Origin of the sequence: Paenibacillus sp. FSL K6-1230, from assembly GCF_038002385.1 — a bacterium.
Taxonomy (GTDB): domain Bacteria; phylum Bacillota; class Bacilli; order Paenibacillales; family Paenibacillaceae; genus Paenibacillus; species Paenibacillus massiliensis.
The window spans coordinates 2,411,302-2,426,272 of record NZ_JBBOCK010000001.1 but is presented as its reverse complement, the minus strand read 5'-3'; the positions used below and the strand labels follow the sequence as shown (position 1 = coordinate 2,426,272).

General features: G+C 48.9%; 11 protein-coding genes. All 11 read right to left on the bottom strand.

Going from position 1 to position 14,971, the window contains the following annotated elements:
* Nucleotides 1-211: 211 nt before the first annotated feature.
* The 11 genes from MKX74_RS10695 to murI all read right to left on the bottom strand — a co-directional run bounded on the left by MKX74_RS10695 (nt 212) and on the right by murI (nt 14,858).
* Nucleotides 212-1,702 (bottom strand): UxaA family hydrolase, encoded by a 1,491-nt coding sequence (locus MKX74_RS10695; RefSeq protein WP_018883233.1) that lies wholly within the window; start codon nt 1,700-1,702, stop codon nt 212-214.
* Nucleotides 1,695-3,191, bottom strand: a complete 1,497-nt coding sequence (locus MKX74_RS10690) for a tagaturonate reductase (RefSeq protein WP_341178329.1) — start codon at nt 3,189-3,191, stop codon at nt 1,695-1,697. The genes MKX74_RS10695 and MKX74_RS10690 overlap by 8 nt, the downstream gene beginning before the upstream one ends.
* A 251-nt stretch (nt 3,192-3,442) precedes the next feature.
* A complete protein-coding gene (locus MKX74_RS10685) occupies nt 3,443-4,450 on the bottom strand; it encodes a LacI family DNA-binding transcriptional regulator (protein ID WP_018883235.1) in 1,008 nt (335 codons plus the stop codon).
* Between the two features lie 184 nt (nt 4,451-4,634).
* Nucleotides 4,635-6,056, bottom strand: coding sequence for a glucuronate isomerase (gene uxaC, locus MKX74_RS10680; RefSeq protein ID WP_341178328.1), 1,422 nt, complete (start codon nt 6,054-6,056; stop codon nt 4,635-4,637).
* Between the two features lie 528 nt (nt 6,057-6,584).
* Nucleotides 6,585-8,075 (bottom strand): UxaA family hydrolase, encoded by a 1,491-nt coding sequence (locus tag MKX74_RS10675; protein WP_341178327.1) that lies wholly within the window; start codon nt 8,073-8,075, stop codon nt 6,585-6,587.
* Between the two features lie 27 nt (nt 8,076-8,102).
* Nucleotides 8,103-9,581 (bottom strand): tagaturonate reductase, encoded by a 1,479-nt coding sequence (locus tag MKX74_RS10670; RefSeq protein WP_341178326.1) that lies wholly within the window; start codon nt 9,579-9,581, stop codon nt 8,103-8,105.
* Nucleotides 9,582-9,859: 278 nt separating this feature from the next.
* A complete protein-coding gene (locus MKX74_RS10665) occupies nt 9,860-10,864 on the bottom strand; it encodes a LacI family DNA-binding transcriptional regulator (RefSeq protein ID WP_341178325.1) in 1,005 nt (334 codons plus the stop codon).
* A gap of 175 nt (nt 10,865-11,039) precedes the next feature.
* Entirely contained in the window at nt 11,040-12,464 is a 1,425-nt protein-coding gene (gene uxaC, locus MKX74_RS10660; protein WP_341178324.1) for a glucuronate isomerase, read from the bottom strand.
* Between the two features lie 312 nt (nt 12,465-12,776).
* Nucleotides 12,777-13,226 carry a ribosomal maturation YjgA family protein gene (locus tag MKX74_RS10655; protein WP_341178323.1) on the bottom strand — a complete coding sequence of 150 codons (450 nt, stop codon included), beginning with the start codon at nt 13,224-13,226 and terminating at the stop codon, nt 12,777-12,779.
* Between the two features lie 111 nt (nt 13,227-13,337).
* On the bottom strand, nt 13,338-14,027 hold the full coding sequence (locus tag MKX74_RS10650) for an HAD family hydrolase (protein WP_341178322.1): 690 nt from the start codon (nt 14,025-14,027) through the stop codon (nt 13,338-13,340).
* Nucleotides 14,028-14,066: 39 nt separating this feature from the next.
* Entirely contained in the window at nt 14,067-14,858 is a 792-nt protein-coding gene (murI, locus tag MKX74_RS10645; protein WP_341178321.1) for a glutamate racemase, read from the bottom strand.
* Nucleotides 14,859-14,971 lie beyond the last annotated feature (113 nt).

Below are 14,971 nucleotides of genomic sequence, written 5' to 3'. Positions count from 1 at the left end.
TTTTAAAGATTCCTCACATCTACCACTACTACCATAATAGACCATGCTTTTCCTTTTTTCTATCAAATTGGACACCCTCCAATTACTATGATCCGTTAGTACAAAAAAAGCAGGCTGACATCGAGACACCCTGGTACCATCCAGTGCATACTCTCTCATCAGACCTGCTTTTACTATCTCCTATTATGCCATAACAAGATATCAAGACCTCTTACAGCGTTACCCCGTTCTTGAAGATCGCCAGCTCACGGAACTGATTCTTCTCGTTGTTAACTTGCTTGCCGCTCGCTACCTCAATGATATATTGTACGAATTCCTTCAAGGTATCCTCCATACTTGCACCATCTACCAGACTACCCGCATTAAAATCAATCCAGTGTGGCTTCGACTGATAGAGTGGCGAATTGGTAGATACCTTCATCGTCGGTACGAAGGAGCCGAACGGCGTGCCTCGACCTGTCGTGAAGATGACCAGCTGACAGCCGGATGCAGCAAGTGCTGAAGAGGCCACCAGATCATTACCCGGCGCACTCAGCAGGTTCAGTCCCTTAGTCTGAAGACGTTCGCCATAGTGGATCACATCATTGACAGCCGAGATACCTGATTTTTGCGTACAGCCTAGTGATTTGTCCTCCAAAGTCGTAATGCCACCAGCCTTATTGCCTGGTGAAGGATTCTCATATACTGGCTGCTTGTAATCCAGGAAATATTGCTTGAAGTTATTGATCAAGTCCACAATTTTGTGAAACACAACTTCGTCCGCTGCACGTTCCATCAGAATCGTCTCTGCGCCGAACATCTCTGGCACCTCAGTCAGTACAGTCGTCCCGCCCTGAGCGGCCATATAATCTGACAGTTTGCCTACGAGTGGATTCGCCGTAATGCCAGATAAGCCATCCGATCCGCCACATTTCAGTCCAATCTTCAGCTCTGACAGCGGCACCGTCTCCCGACGATCCTGGCTGGCTTCACGATGTAGCTCATGCAGCAGAGCCACACCGGCCTCGACTTCATCCCCGACCTCTTGGGATAGGAGGAATTTTACTCGTGCAGGATCATATTCGCCAATCGCTTGCTTGAAATCCTCCATGCTGTTATTTTCACAGCCCAGGCCCAGCACCAATACCCCGCCAGCATTTGGATGCTGTACGGCGTCGGCCAGAATGGTACGAGTCATCACATGATCATCCCCCAGCTGAGAGCAACCGTAGTTATGCTTGAGCACGAGGGTGCTTTCAAAAGGAGCTATGCTTCCTGCCTCCTCCTTAAAGCGGTTAATAATCATTTCAGCTACACCGTTCACACAGCCTACAGTAGGCACAATCCAGAGCTCATTACGAATACCGACATTGCCATTTTTGCGTACATAGCCTTCAAAAGTAAGGTTCTCCAGCTCGAACTCGTTGGGCTGAAGTCTAGGCTCATATGAATAGGACTCCACTCCGGTCAGGTTCGTACGCGCATTCTGGGTATGAATATGCTCTCCGACTTCAATCGTTTGCGTAGCATGACCAATCGGATACCCGTACTTCAGTACATTCTCTCCCTCAGCAATGCGCGACAGCGCAATCTTGTGACCGCGTGGCACATCCTCCAGCAGCACAGTATCCTGGCCATCCACATGAATGGCCTCCCCCTTGACATAATCACGCAGGGCTACAACTACGTTATCACGTTCATGAATTTTGATAAATTCAAGCATGCTGTTCGCCTCCATATGGTTGAGATCCGCTAACAGCGTATATTTGCTGTCTTAGCGCCTCTTTCATTCCATGTGTTTCCATAATGAACATTTGATCTGCCAGCTGATCCACCAAACCCGCTATCCCGGTCAGATCCTGTCCCCACCAATCCTCGTGCTGCAGTACAGCCCTTGCAAGAATGCCCAGCTCTTCTCTCGTGCAGGTGCAATCGCGCCACATATCCTGTAGCTCCTGCAGAATGACCGGGTTATCGGAGAGCTCAATTTTCTCTGCCCCTCTTCTTCCTTTATACATGACCAGTAATGCCGCTAGGGCAAAGACCGTAGCTGAGGGGAGCTCATTGTGCTTAGCATGATACTCCAGAAGAACCGGGAGATTCCGGGTTCTGAATTTGGAAAAGGAATTGAGCGCAATGCTCATCACGTAGTGCTTGATGAAAGGATTGCGGAAACGATCTATAACATCCTCTGCAAAGCTTTTCAATGCCTGCTCAGACAGATCAAGCGTCGGAATAATCTCACGGTGAATCAAATTCCGGATATAAGCGCCCACCTCAGGGTCCTCAACCGCCTCTCGAACCGTCTCCAGACCGCTTAGATAGGCTACTGGAGTCAGGGCTGTATGCGCTCCATTCAGGATGCGAACCTTTTGCTCTCGATAAGGCTTCAGATCGTCCACAACAAGAAGGTTCAGCTTCGCCAGATGGGCTGGAAATTCCGCACGCACATACTCTGGTCCTTCAATGACCCATAGATGATAAGGCTCGCCTACAATCATGAAGGGGTCCTGGTACCCTAGTTGCTGCTGAAGCTCAGCTGCCCGATCCTTCGGATACCCCGGAACAATTCGATCCACCAGACTGTTGCAGAACGTATTGGCTTCCTTCAGCCAGTGAAGAAATCCTTCCTCCAGTCCCCACCGATGGGCATGCTGCACGATAATGTCCCGCAAAATCTCCCCATTGCGCTCGATCAGCTCACAAGGAACGATGATCCAGCCCTTTGAGGGGTCTGCCTGGAACGTCTGATAGCGACGATACAGGAGAGCCGCCAGCTTGCCCGGGAAGCTGCGCTGAGGCTGGTCCTCCAGTCGATCATCCGGATCGTAGACAATGCCCGATTCCGTAGTATTGGATAAGACAAAGCGGATGTCGGGGCTGTCCGCCAACTGCATGAAGGCTTCGTATTGACGGTGAGGATTCATTCCCCGCGTAATACACTCAATGACACGTTGCTCTCTTACTTCCTCCCCATGCTGAATACCTTCCAACTGTAAGGTGTATACTCCCCCCTGCTCATTAAGGCCTTCAGCTGACGTTCCTTCTGCCCTGGCTTGCAGTACAACTACACCTGTATTCCAGCCCAGACGTTCATTCATCACATCAATATGCCATTCGGCAAAGCCGCGCATAAAATTCCCATCACCGAACTGGATCACTCGTTCCACCAAGTCGGAGGATGCTTCACTGCTTCTGACAAGCCTCTCCATTGTTGAACCCCTCCCAGGTATGTTTGGTAACTCATTACGTTTGTTGCTAATACGAAAATATTCGCAATTTATTGCACACGTTAACATTTTCACGTAGTCCAGACTCCCCCGTATCTTAGCTGGGGAATCGTGGACTGTCTATACTTTTGAGTCGCTTACATGCACACGAGCGCTTCTGAAGTGTCACCAAATGTCTGGAAGAATCATTTTCCACCAAGACCAGGATAGTGATTCGCCCCAGGTTCACTTAATTATCGCGTCCATAATGGTGCTGTCGAACGTCGCTCTATGAAGCGCGTATCTACATAGATCAGCTCGCCCGCCTGAGCGCCGGATTCCATCCGGTTCATCATCCGCTTTGCTCCGAGTGAGCTTATCTCCTCAATAGGTCGTTTTACCGTTGTCAAAGCAGGTGTCGTATACAGGGAGTACCCGATATCGTCGAAGCCTACGATGGATACATCATCAGGCACCCGCTTCCCTGACTCGAAGGCCGCATTCATGGCACCGATTGCCATATCGTCATTCGAGCAAAACACAGCTGTCGGCGGCTCCTCCAGACTTAGCAGTTCCTTCATTGCACGACTTCCGCTTTCGTGATCATATCGCCCCTGCACCATATAATCGGAACGGATCGGCAGATGATGCTCAATCATGGCTTGCATGAAGCCTTCTTTCCGCTGCAGGGTGGACATGAAGCCTTCCACACCTTCAATAAGTGCGATGCGCTCATGCCCTTGGTCAATCAGATGCCGGACAGCATCGCGCACGCCTTCTTTATCATTAGGTACGATATTGACGATTCCCGGATCGGCTACATGACGGTTCATGACGACGATTGGAATCTCCTGCTGCAGTACATGATAGATGAACGCATTATCTGCCTCACTTTGGCTCATCAGCAGAATTCCATCAAAACGCTTGCGATGAATCGAGGAGTAGCTCTCATAATCATCAATCCCCCGCACGAACAGGTTATAATTCACGTCAATGATGCTGTTAATGCCACGAATTGTGTCCGCGAAAAAGCTGGAGGATGTACCTTTAGATATGCTGGTAAAAAACAACCCAACCGTATGTGAGCGCTGCAGCACAAGGCTCTTGGCATTCACATTCGGAATATAATTCAATTGCTCGGCGATCTCCATAATTTTGCGCTTCGTTACTTCTTTAATTAGCGGGCTATTGTTCAGTGCTCTGGACACTGTTGTATGGGATACATTCGCCAATCTGGCGATATCCTTGATGGTCGCTGCCATATTCATACCTTCCTTATGCTTCTTCCATAAGATGACCATGGACATCTTTGTAATCAAGCATAGCATACCCGCTCGTTTGCGGACAGCGTATCAGCACACAAATTGCTATGTTAGCTCATATTATTACTATAAATGTGTTGATTGGCCCCGCAAGAAGCTTCCCGCCTGACCAGTTATGTTCCTGTTACTGCTTAACCAGTGCCGGGAAGCGGAAGTATTCCACAGCATTATAATAGCAAATCCCCCGAATCAGCTCTTCCAGCAGCTCATCATCCGCAGGTGCCTCACCTTCTTCTACCCACGTTCCAACCAGATCACACAGGATACGACGGAAGTATTCGTGACGTGTATAGGACAAGAAGCTACGGGAATCCGTTAGCATTCCGATGAAGCGTGGCAGGACACCAAGATTGGCGAGAATCTTCATCTGCTCCAGCATACCTTCCTTATGATCATTGAACCACCAAGCTGTACCGAACTGAATCTTGCCCTTGACTCCACCAGACTGGAAGCTGCCAGCAACGCTAGCCAGTACATGATAATCAGTTGGGTTCAAGGAGTACAGAATCGTTCTTGGCAGGCCACTTGCCTGCTCCAGCGCATCCAACAGCTTCATAAGCGGCTCGGCAATTGGACCATCATTGATGGAATCGTATCCGGTATCCGGCCCCAATTTGCGGAATGCTGCTGTGTTGTTATTACGCAGAGCGTGAATATGGAATTGCATCGCCCAATCGAGCTCGGCGTAGAGCTGACCTAAGAAGACCAGTGTATAGGACTTGTGCTTCGCTTCTTCCTCTGCGCTGATCTGACCTTGCTCCAACGCTTTAAGGAAAATCTCCGATACTTCCTCCAGCGATGCATGCTCGTATCCGAGCGTATCCAGAGCATGGTCTGACACACGACAGCCAATGGAATGGAAAAAGCGAACACGAGATTCAAGCGCTTTCAAAAACTGTCCATAATTCGTAATCTCTTGCTTCGCTGCCTCCGACAGCTTCGTTACCCAAGGGCGGAATGTAGTACGATTGATTTCCAGGCCCTTGTCGGGACGGAAGCTTGGCAGCACCGCTGTCTCAAAATTCGGAAGCTGGCTGATCTTCGTATGATAATCCAGATCATCTACAGGATCATCCGTCGTGCAGACCACCTTCACTTTGGATTTGGTAATCAGGTCACGTGCACCGAAGCCCTCTCCCTGCAGCTGTGCATTCACCTGCTCCCAGATGACTGGCGCATTCTTCTCATTCAGAAGCTCTGTTACACCAAAAAAACGCTGCAGCTCCAGGTGCGTCCAATGATATAACGGGTTGCCGATGAGCTGAGGTACGGTTTTGGCCCATGCCATGAATTTATCGTAGTCGTCTCCATCTCCCGTAATTAGGCGTTCTTCAACTCCATTTGCGCGCATAACTCTCCATTTATAATGATCGCCGTACAGCCACGCCTCAGTAATGTTCTTGAAGGTCTTGTTCTCATAAATCTCCTGCGGGCTCAAGTGACAATGATAATCCACAATCGGCATATCCTTGGCGTACTGATGATACAGCTTGACAGCTGTGGGTGAGTTGAGCAGAAAATCCTCATTCAGAAATGCTTTTGCCATGAGATACATTCCTTTCTGGTAAACAAGATTATGTTAACGTGAACATTTTATAATCAGCTACACCTCATTATAAAACATATATCCTATATAAATGCAATACCCTTTTATGATATTTATCATATTTCCCTTGTAAAACAGTACATTTCAGAGCTATGTCTCCTATTTCCATATCTAGGATGCAGCAGTATGCACACATGTGCACATCTTCACTTATCTTACATCGTCCATTCCCCTCTGGATGACAGCAACAAGACTCCTGACCGACTGGGGGCGGCAGGAGTCTTGAGATTCAATGACAACACTATTCAAGCTATAATACCAACTAATACAGACCTGTTAACAACAGTCTACAATAACAATTCGAATAACCATTTCAATCATAGGTTAAAAGACAAGTTAAATAATAAGCTATAAAAAAGCTATAATTATTCTATAAACTTAACACATAAGCTTTTTCAAAGGCTTTTTCAAAGGCTTTTTCAAAAACTTATTCAAAAGCTCACTGCATACCCTTCTTCCTAGCGAATCTTATAGGGTAACGCCGTTTTTGAATATAGCAATCTCGCGGAACTCATTCTTCTCGTTATTGACCCATTCCCCGCTAGCCACTTCGATAATATAATCGATGAATGCATTCAGGCCATCCTTCATACTGACATCTTCAACCAGGGAGCCTGCGTTAAAATCAATCCAGTGCGGCTTCGAGCGATACAGCGCCGAGTTCGTTGACACCTTCATCGTCGGTACAAAGGCACCGAACGGCGTACCGCGTCCTGTCGTGAAGATGACGAGCTGACAGCCAGCAGCTGCCAAAGCTGATGAAGCTACCAGATCATTCCCTGGAGCGCTCAGCAAGTTCAGCCCCTTGGTCGTAAGTCGGTCTCCATACGGAATCACATCCATGACCGCTGAGTTGCCCGACTTTTGTGTACAGCCTAGAGACTTATCCTCCAGCGTTGTGATGCCACCCGCTTTGTTACCCGGGGAAGGATTCTCATATACTGGCTGTTTGTAATCCAGGAAATATTGCTTGAAGTCATTAATGAGATGCACGATTTTATGAAATACCTCTTCGTTCGCAGCACGCTCCATCAGGATCGTCTCTGCGCCGAACATCTCTGGCACTTCCGTCAGCACAGTCGTTCCGCCTTGAGCAGCCATGTAGTCCGATAACTGACCGAGCAATGGATTCGCTGTAATACCCGAAAGTCCATCTGACCCTCCACATTTGAGACCAATCTTCAGCTCGGACAATGGAACAGGCTCACGCCGATCCTGCTGCACCTCTGCGAAGATCTCCTTCAGCAGACGGACTCCTTCGGTCACCTCGTCTCCCACTTCCTGCGATAGCAGGAATTTTACACGAGACTCATCGTACGTTCCGATGGCTTCCTGGAACTCGCCCATGCTGTTATTTTCACAGCCTAATCCCAGTACCAGTACGCCAGCCGCGTTCGGATGCTTGACTGCATCAGCCAGAATCGTCCGCGTATGGACGTGATCATCTCCTAGCTGGGAGCAGCCGTAATTATGCTTCAGCACAAGCGCATTTTCGAACGGCGCAATGTCACCCACCTCCGCTTTGAAGCGGTTCAAGATCAGCTCGGCCACGCCATTGACACAGCCCACTGTAGGCACAATCCACAGCTCGTTACGGATACCCACGTTCCCGTCTTTTCTTCGGTAGCCCATGAAGGTCCGTTTTTCCAGCTGGTATGGATTCTCTTCCAGCCTTGGCTCGTACTTGTATTCCTCCACCCCGGTCAGATTAGTCTTCGTATTGTGAGTATGCACATGCTGACCTGGCACAATATCCTGCAATGCATGGCCGATCGGATAACCATATTTGAGTACATGGCTTCCCTTAGCGATCGGAATCAATGCAATCTTGTGGCCTCTTGCTACAGGCTCCAGCAGCTCAAGCTCTGCATTCCCAATAGGGAGCTTCTCTCCCTGCTGATAATCTCTTAATGCAACTGCTACATTGTCTCGTTCATGTATCTTGATGAATTCCTGCATGTGTGGCTCCTCCCTGACCTACGTGCTTTACTGGCTAATTTTATTCATATGTCTATCCATCAGCTTATCCAGCGTCGAAGTCATTCCTTCCAGGCTCAGCTTGTTCAGATATCCAGTCAGTTGCTCGGTAAGCCCGTCAATCTCGTTCAGATCCTGCCCCCACCAGTCTTCACGACTCAGCACTTGCTTCGTCAAGACACGCAGGGAAGCCGGGGTTCCGTCATATCCACGCCATAGCTCGCGGAAAGCTTCCAGTATATCTTCATTATCTGCCAATTCAATAACCTGACCGTTGCGGTCTCCCTTGTAGAAATAGAGCAGGGAAGCGAATGCGAACACCAGCTTCTCTGGCAATTGCCCACGATCCTCCACATAACGCAGCAGCGTAGGCAAGTCTCTAGTCTTGAACTTCGAGATGGAATTCAAGGAGATGCTCATCAGATAATGGCGTACGTAAGGGTTACGGAAACGCTCCAGCACAGCATCCGCGAACTCTCGTAGCTCACTCTCTGGCAAATCCAGTGTAGGAATAATTTCCTCATCAATCAGTGCCTGAACGTAAGGACCCACCACGTTATGCTCAACGGCATCACGCACCGTATCCAGCCCGTACAGATATGCCACAGGCGTCAGTGCCGTGTGCGCCCCGTTCAGAATGCGTACCTTGCGGGTACGATAAGGAGTCATATCATCTACGACCAGCACATTCAGACCAGCCAGATGAGCAGGGAACTCTTCCTTGATGAATTGCGGACCTTCAATGACCCACAGATGGAATTGCTCTGTCACCACGACAAGCTGATCCTTGTAACCCAGTTCCTCAGTAATTTCCTCCATACGGTCACGCGGATACCCTGGCACGATACGGTCTACCAGACTGCAGCAGAACGTATTGGCTTCATGCAGCCATTTGACGAAGTCTTCCTCCAGAGACCACAGCTGTGCATACTGGAGCACGATCTTCTTAAGCTCATCTCCATTTCTGTCGATGAGTTCACACGGGATAATGATAAAGCCCTTGTCAGCTGCACCATTGAACGCCAGATAGCGACGATACAGCAGCGCTGTCAGCTTGCCCGGGTAGCTGCTCTGTGGCTTATCCTCAAGACGATCCTCAGGTGCAAAGGCAATCCCCGCTTCGGTCGTATTGGATACAATGAACCGCAGTTCAGGCTGGCGTGCTAAATCCTCATAGGCTTCAATTTCAGCATAAGGATTGATCACCCGTGTCACACAATCCACTAACGTGTGCTCACGAACAGCCTTACCGTCTTTTATTCCTTCCATGTATGTCGTATACAGTCCATCTTGCGAATTCAACAAATCTGCCAGCCCGCCTGCCAGTGGCTGCACGATGACGACACCGCCATCCCAATCTGCCTTCTTGTTCAACTCGTGGATCTGCCAGTCCACGAATGCACGCATGAAATTACCTTCACCGAATTGAATGACCTTCTCTGTGTGTCTGACAGCGGATGGACTGGACGCTCTGCTTAAATTTTGCATTGGATGAACCCTCCTAGTCGCTTTATGGTTTTAGTTTAATAAATGCACACGTTAACAAAAGTGATAAAAATCACAATGTTATTTGTTTTTTTCCACAATTATGTCTAATCGTCAACAGATTTCTTCGTAAGCATGGATACACTAACGCAGAATCCTTTCCTTATACGCACACGCTTTCAACTTACAGAAATGAATCTCTGTCGGCTCTGTATTCTCATCCCCATATGAATTGCTCCATCCTCTATATGCAGTCAGGGGCCCGCATTCTATTCTCTCTATCATGTATGGGGCGCTGAGACAGAACCACGTGTAACGAGTTGGGTGCTCAGCAGGACCTGCTCCTCCTTACAGGAGGTAGCATTCATCAGACTGAGGATATACTCGGCTCCTCTGGCGCTGATCTGCTCAATCGGGCGCTTCACTGTTGTTAACGCAGGTGTAGTGTAGCGGGAAAAGCCAATATCATCGAAGCCGACCACAGACACATCTCCAGGGACCTGCAATCCCTGCTGGAAAATGGCATTCATTGCACCGATCGCCATATCATCATTGGAACAGAATACCGCGGTCGGTGGTTCCCTGAGTACTAGCAGTTGCTCCATCGCATAGCTGCCGCCTGTCATGGTGTAATCACCTCTGACAATGTATTCGCCACGAACAGGTAGATCATGATCCATCAAGGCGTTCAGGAAGCCGTCCCTCCGCTCCTGGGTCGACTTGAATCCCTCCACCCCCTCGATCAGTGCGATACGCGAATGCCCCATGCGAATCAACTCCAGTGTTGCCGTGTATGCCCCTTCTTTGTCATTGGACAGTACATTCACAATTCCATGACCGCTCATCTGACGGTTCAGGATGATTAATGGAATACCCTCCCGGATGACATGATACACGAAGGGATTGTCCGTCTCGCTCTGGCTCATCAGTATCATACCGTCAAATCGCTTCCGATGAATGGAAGAATAATCATCATATTCGTCAATACCTCGGACAAGCAGATTGTAATCAACACCGATGACACTGTTCACGCCCCGAATCGTATCTGCGAAGAAGCTTGACGAGGTCCCCTTGGAAATACTCGTGAAAAACAGTCCAATGCTATAGGACCTTCGCAGCACGAGGCTGCGGGCATTATAGTCCGGAATGTAGTTCAACTGGCTGGCCAGGTCGAGAATACGGCGGCGGGTCTCCTCTTTGATAAGCGGACTGCCATTAAGTGCTCGGGACACCGTCGTATGTGACACATTAGCCAATTTGGCAATATCCTTGATTGTCGCCGCCATTACTCTATCCTTTCTGCTGCACCCAGCGTCATATCTGACAGACTCGCAGTTTGTTATGATTCTAATTTAGCTTTCTTAGCCCATCAACGAACTCGCTTATTCTATACACTAACTCACCTAGAATATCCCACAGACACACTTCAGACCACCTAAGCCCTATTGAAGTCTCTGTGATCTATTTCATCGGTACGACTGCTGGAAAAGCAAAATATTTCTCCGCATTGCTATAGCAAATATCCTGGACAATGCCACCCAGTAGCTCAAGATCATTCGGCGCCTCGCCATGCTCAGCCCAATCCCCGATCAGATCGCAAAGCAGACGTCGGAAATACTCATGTCGCGTATACGACAGGAAGCTGCGAGAATCTGTCAGCATGCCAATGAAGCGAGAGAGCACACCCATGCTTGCCAGGAGCTTCATCTGCTCCAGCATGCCTTCCTTGTGGTCATTGAACCACCAAGCGGTGCCGAATTGGATTTTTCCTGCGGTCCCACCAGCCTGGAAGCTCCCAGCCACACTTGCAAGCACCGGATAATCTACCGGGTTCAAGGAATAAAGAATGGTTTTCGGAAGATTGCCTGTTGCGTCCATTCCGTCCAACAAAGCCGCGAGCGCCGAAGCGATACTTCCATCATTAATAGAATCATAACCGGTGTCAGGGCCCAATCTGCGGAACATCGCCGTGTTGTTATTCCGCAAGGCATGAATGTGGTATTGCATTGCCCAGCCACGCTGAGCGTACAATTGTCCAAGATGAATTAACGTAAAGCTTTTATACTTGGCCTCTTCCTCCAATGTAACCTGGCCTTCTTGGAGTGCCTTGGCATAGATAGCCGATACTTCCTCCAGTGTAGCAGGGGCATACAGCAAGACGTCCAAAGCATGATCCGATACGCGACAGCCGACGCTGTGGAAATACTCTACTCTGCTCTCAAGAGCACGCAGCAAGCCGCTATATTCCGTCACATCAATGCCAGATACCTCGCCTAGCTTATCGATCCATGGACGGAAGGTAGAACGGTTAAGCTCCAGCCCTTTATCCGGACGGAAGCTTGGCAGGACAGCTGTGTCAAAATCCTTCAGCTTGGCGATCTGCTTATGCTCCTCCAGAAGATCCGTCGGGTCATCCGTTGTACAGACTACAGTCACGCCCGATTTGGTGATGAGATCGCGTGCACCGAAGCCCGGGCCCTGCAGCTGGGCATTCACCTTTTCCCAGATTGCAGGAGCTGTCTGCTCATTAAGCAGTTCATGTACATCGAAAAAGCGCTGAAGCTCCAAATGTGTCCAGTGATACAGCGGATTGCCGATCAGGGTAGGAACGGTTTTGGCCCACGCCATAAATTTGTCAAAATCCTCCGCATCACCCGTAATGTATTTCTCCTCGACCCCATTGGCACGCATTACCCGCCATTTATAGTGATCGCCATATAACCAGGCCTCTGTAATATTCTTAAAGCTCTTGTTCTCATAGATTTCCTGCGGATTCAAGTGACAATGATAGTCCATGATCGGCATATGCTTGGCATATTGGTGGTACAGCTGGACGGCAGTCTCGCTGTTCAGCAGGAAATTGTCACGCAAGAAGGAGACGGACATTGCTTATCAATCCTTTCCCGAGGTTTTGATTTTGCTAAAATGTTAACGTTAACATTTATGGATTTATAATAGCGCTTTCTATTCTTTAGGAAAGTGACTTTTATCATGCTACATGAGGCGAATACGTGAACATTTTGTGGTCATGTTTATCATCTCGTTTTAAATCATGCTTTATCGTCTTCTTTTGGAGGTTGTTTTGGAGGTTATTTTGGACCTTGTTTTGGACCTTGTTTTGGACCTTGTTTTCGAGCTCGCTATTGAGCTTTCTTGCTTTCTTGCTTTACAGCCTTTTCACAGTTATGTATGTGCACTTCATTTAGGGGAGTGATTTTTATGCAATGCCCTTTGAAATCCATTCTGAGATCGGCCCAGTCGCCAATCGAGAAGGTATGCTAGGCCAATTCCAGCCGTATAACGGAACAGGTCCATTACGAGAAATCCCCTTCCCAGCACCAATGCACCAAGCGTCGTGCTGCGAATCGCATTGAGCCAATCCAGCTGGAGCAGCTGCGAAGCCTCGATCGCATAGCAGAACAGTAACCCTATGAGGGCTGCGAGACGTCTGCTTCCTTGTGGCCACAGTGCTCTTACACCAAAATAAATCATGACAGCCCATAGCGCATCTCCTGCATGAGCCGTGATCACAGCAGGCAGGTGCAGCCCATCATAGCGGGAAGCAAGTCCCAGTCCGATCGTCGCAGCGACACCTGCTGCATAAATGAACCTCTTCCGCCACACCCCTGATTCTCCTGCCTTTTTCATCTGTAGCTGATCCCCCTACAATCTAAAGTATTAACTGTAGTACATTCTCAACAGTCTACCGCCTCACTCAGTTGCTGCATAGCAGGTATTCGCACTTGACCCTCCACCTCTTTACCACTGGTTCCAAGCATGTAGCTCCGACAATTGGCGAATCGTGTGCTGTGGACACTCTATGATCTCATCGGGCCACTCCTCAAAGCCCTCCAGCCAAACTGTCCGAAGACCTGCCCGACTTGCCCCCTGCACATCGTTGACGGGATGATCTCCGACATACCAGGTTTCCTGGGGGGAGACCTTCATGCGCTGTAAAGCTAGCTCAAAAATGCGACGATCCGGCTTATCCAGCCGAACCGCCTGTGACACGATAACCGTCTCGAAATATGCTCGAAGCTGCAGCTGATCCAGCTTGCGATTCTGCATAGCGACCGAGCCATTCGTAATCAATCCTAACCGGAAGCCTTGGGCATGAAGATCAAGCAGCAGCTCCTCTGCTCCTTCCATCATGGTCGTATGATGAACAAATTCAGAATGCCAATATTCCAGCAACTGACGTACAGTCACTCGTTCATCCTTGAAGGGCAAAGTTTGAAGCAGCTCCTGAAACAGCTCCCGCTTGCTTCTATATCCATTCCGGTCAGCGATTCGGATCGTCTCCATTAGTGCAGCCTCGTTGTCCATACTGGAAGTGCCAATATCAGAGGTAGCCAGGAAATCTTCAATGAATTGACGTGTAAAGCTATCAAATGCCTGCCTGCGATTAGCAAGCGTATTATCTAGATCGAATAGCACCGTGGTCGTCACGCCATCACCTCATTTGATTACCTAAATCCTGTTGCCTGCTTAGTTCCCTGCCGGAATTCCTCTGCGGCTTCGTAGAAAGGAAATCGCCTGTTGCATCTTCTCTACATATTGCTCATCCCCGCTTGAGCACATATATCGAATTTCAGGGTGAGTGGAAGCCCCCAGCAAATGATTCTCCTGTAGGACGCTCTGCAGACGCTTAACAGTCCCTTCACTCCCATCAATGATGTGTATATGTCGTGGTAAAATTTCTTCTAATAGCTTTCTATAGTAGGGATAATGCGTACAGCCAAGCACCACCGTACCATACTGGTCCAGATCAAAGGATGCTAGCTTCGTTGTGAAATAATCCACGATCACCTCGCGGTCCCATATCAGCTGCTCACAATATTGCACCAGCTCAGGCAAGGGAAGAGAATCCACACTGCCCTGGTCGTCAACTCTTGCTACCAATTCTGTGTATTTGGACTGGCTTAGTGTCAAAGGGGTAGCCATGACAAGCACTCGCTTGCCGTGAGGGCGGCTCAATGCGACAGCTGGCTTCACAGCCGGCTCCATTCCGATGACAGGAATCCGATATCGAGCACGAAGCTCTGAGATCGCAATGCTGGTAGCTGTGTTGCATGCCACCACAAGCGCCTTGACATCCTCCTGCATAATTCGATCTGCACACTCCATAATATACCTGCGAACTTCCTCTTTTGGCTTACTGCCATAAGGGACATGCAGGGTATCTGCATAAAACAAGTAATTCTCTCCAGGTAGGACAGACAAAGCTTCATCCAGGACGGTCAAGCCGCCAATACCTGAGTCAAACAGCGCTACTCTCATATCATTCACCTGATTTGTTTAAAATTGATGTCATACGCTCATCTAGGTCCTGTATCATTCTAACATGATTACTACATAATTGTATGCTGGCCCTCAGGCATGTGTATTTACTT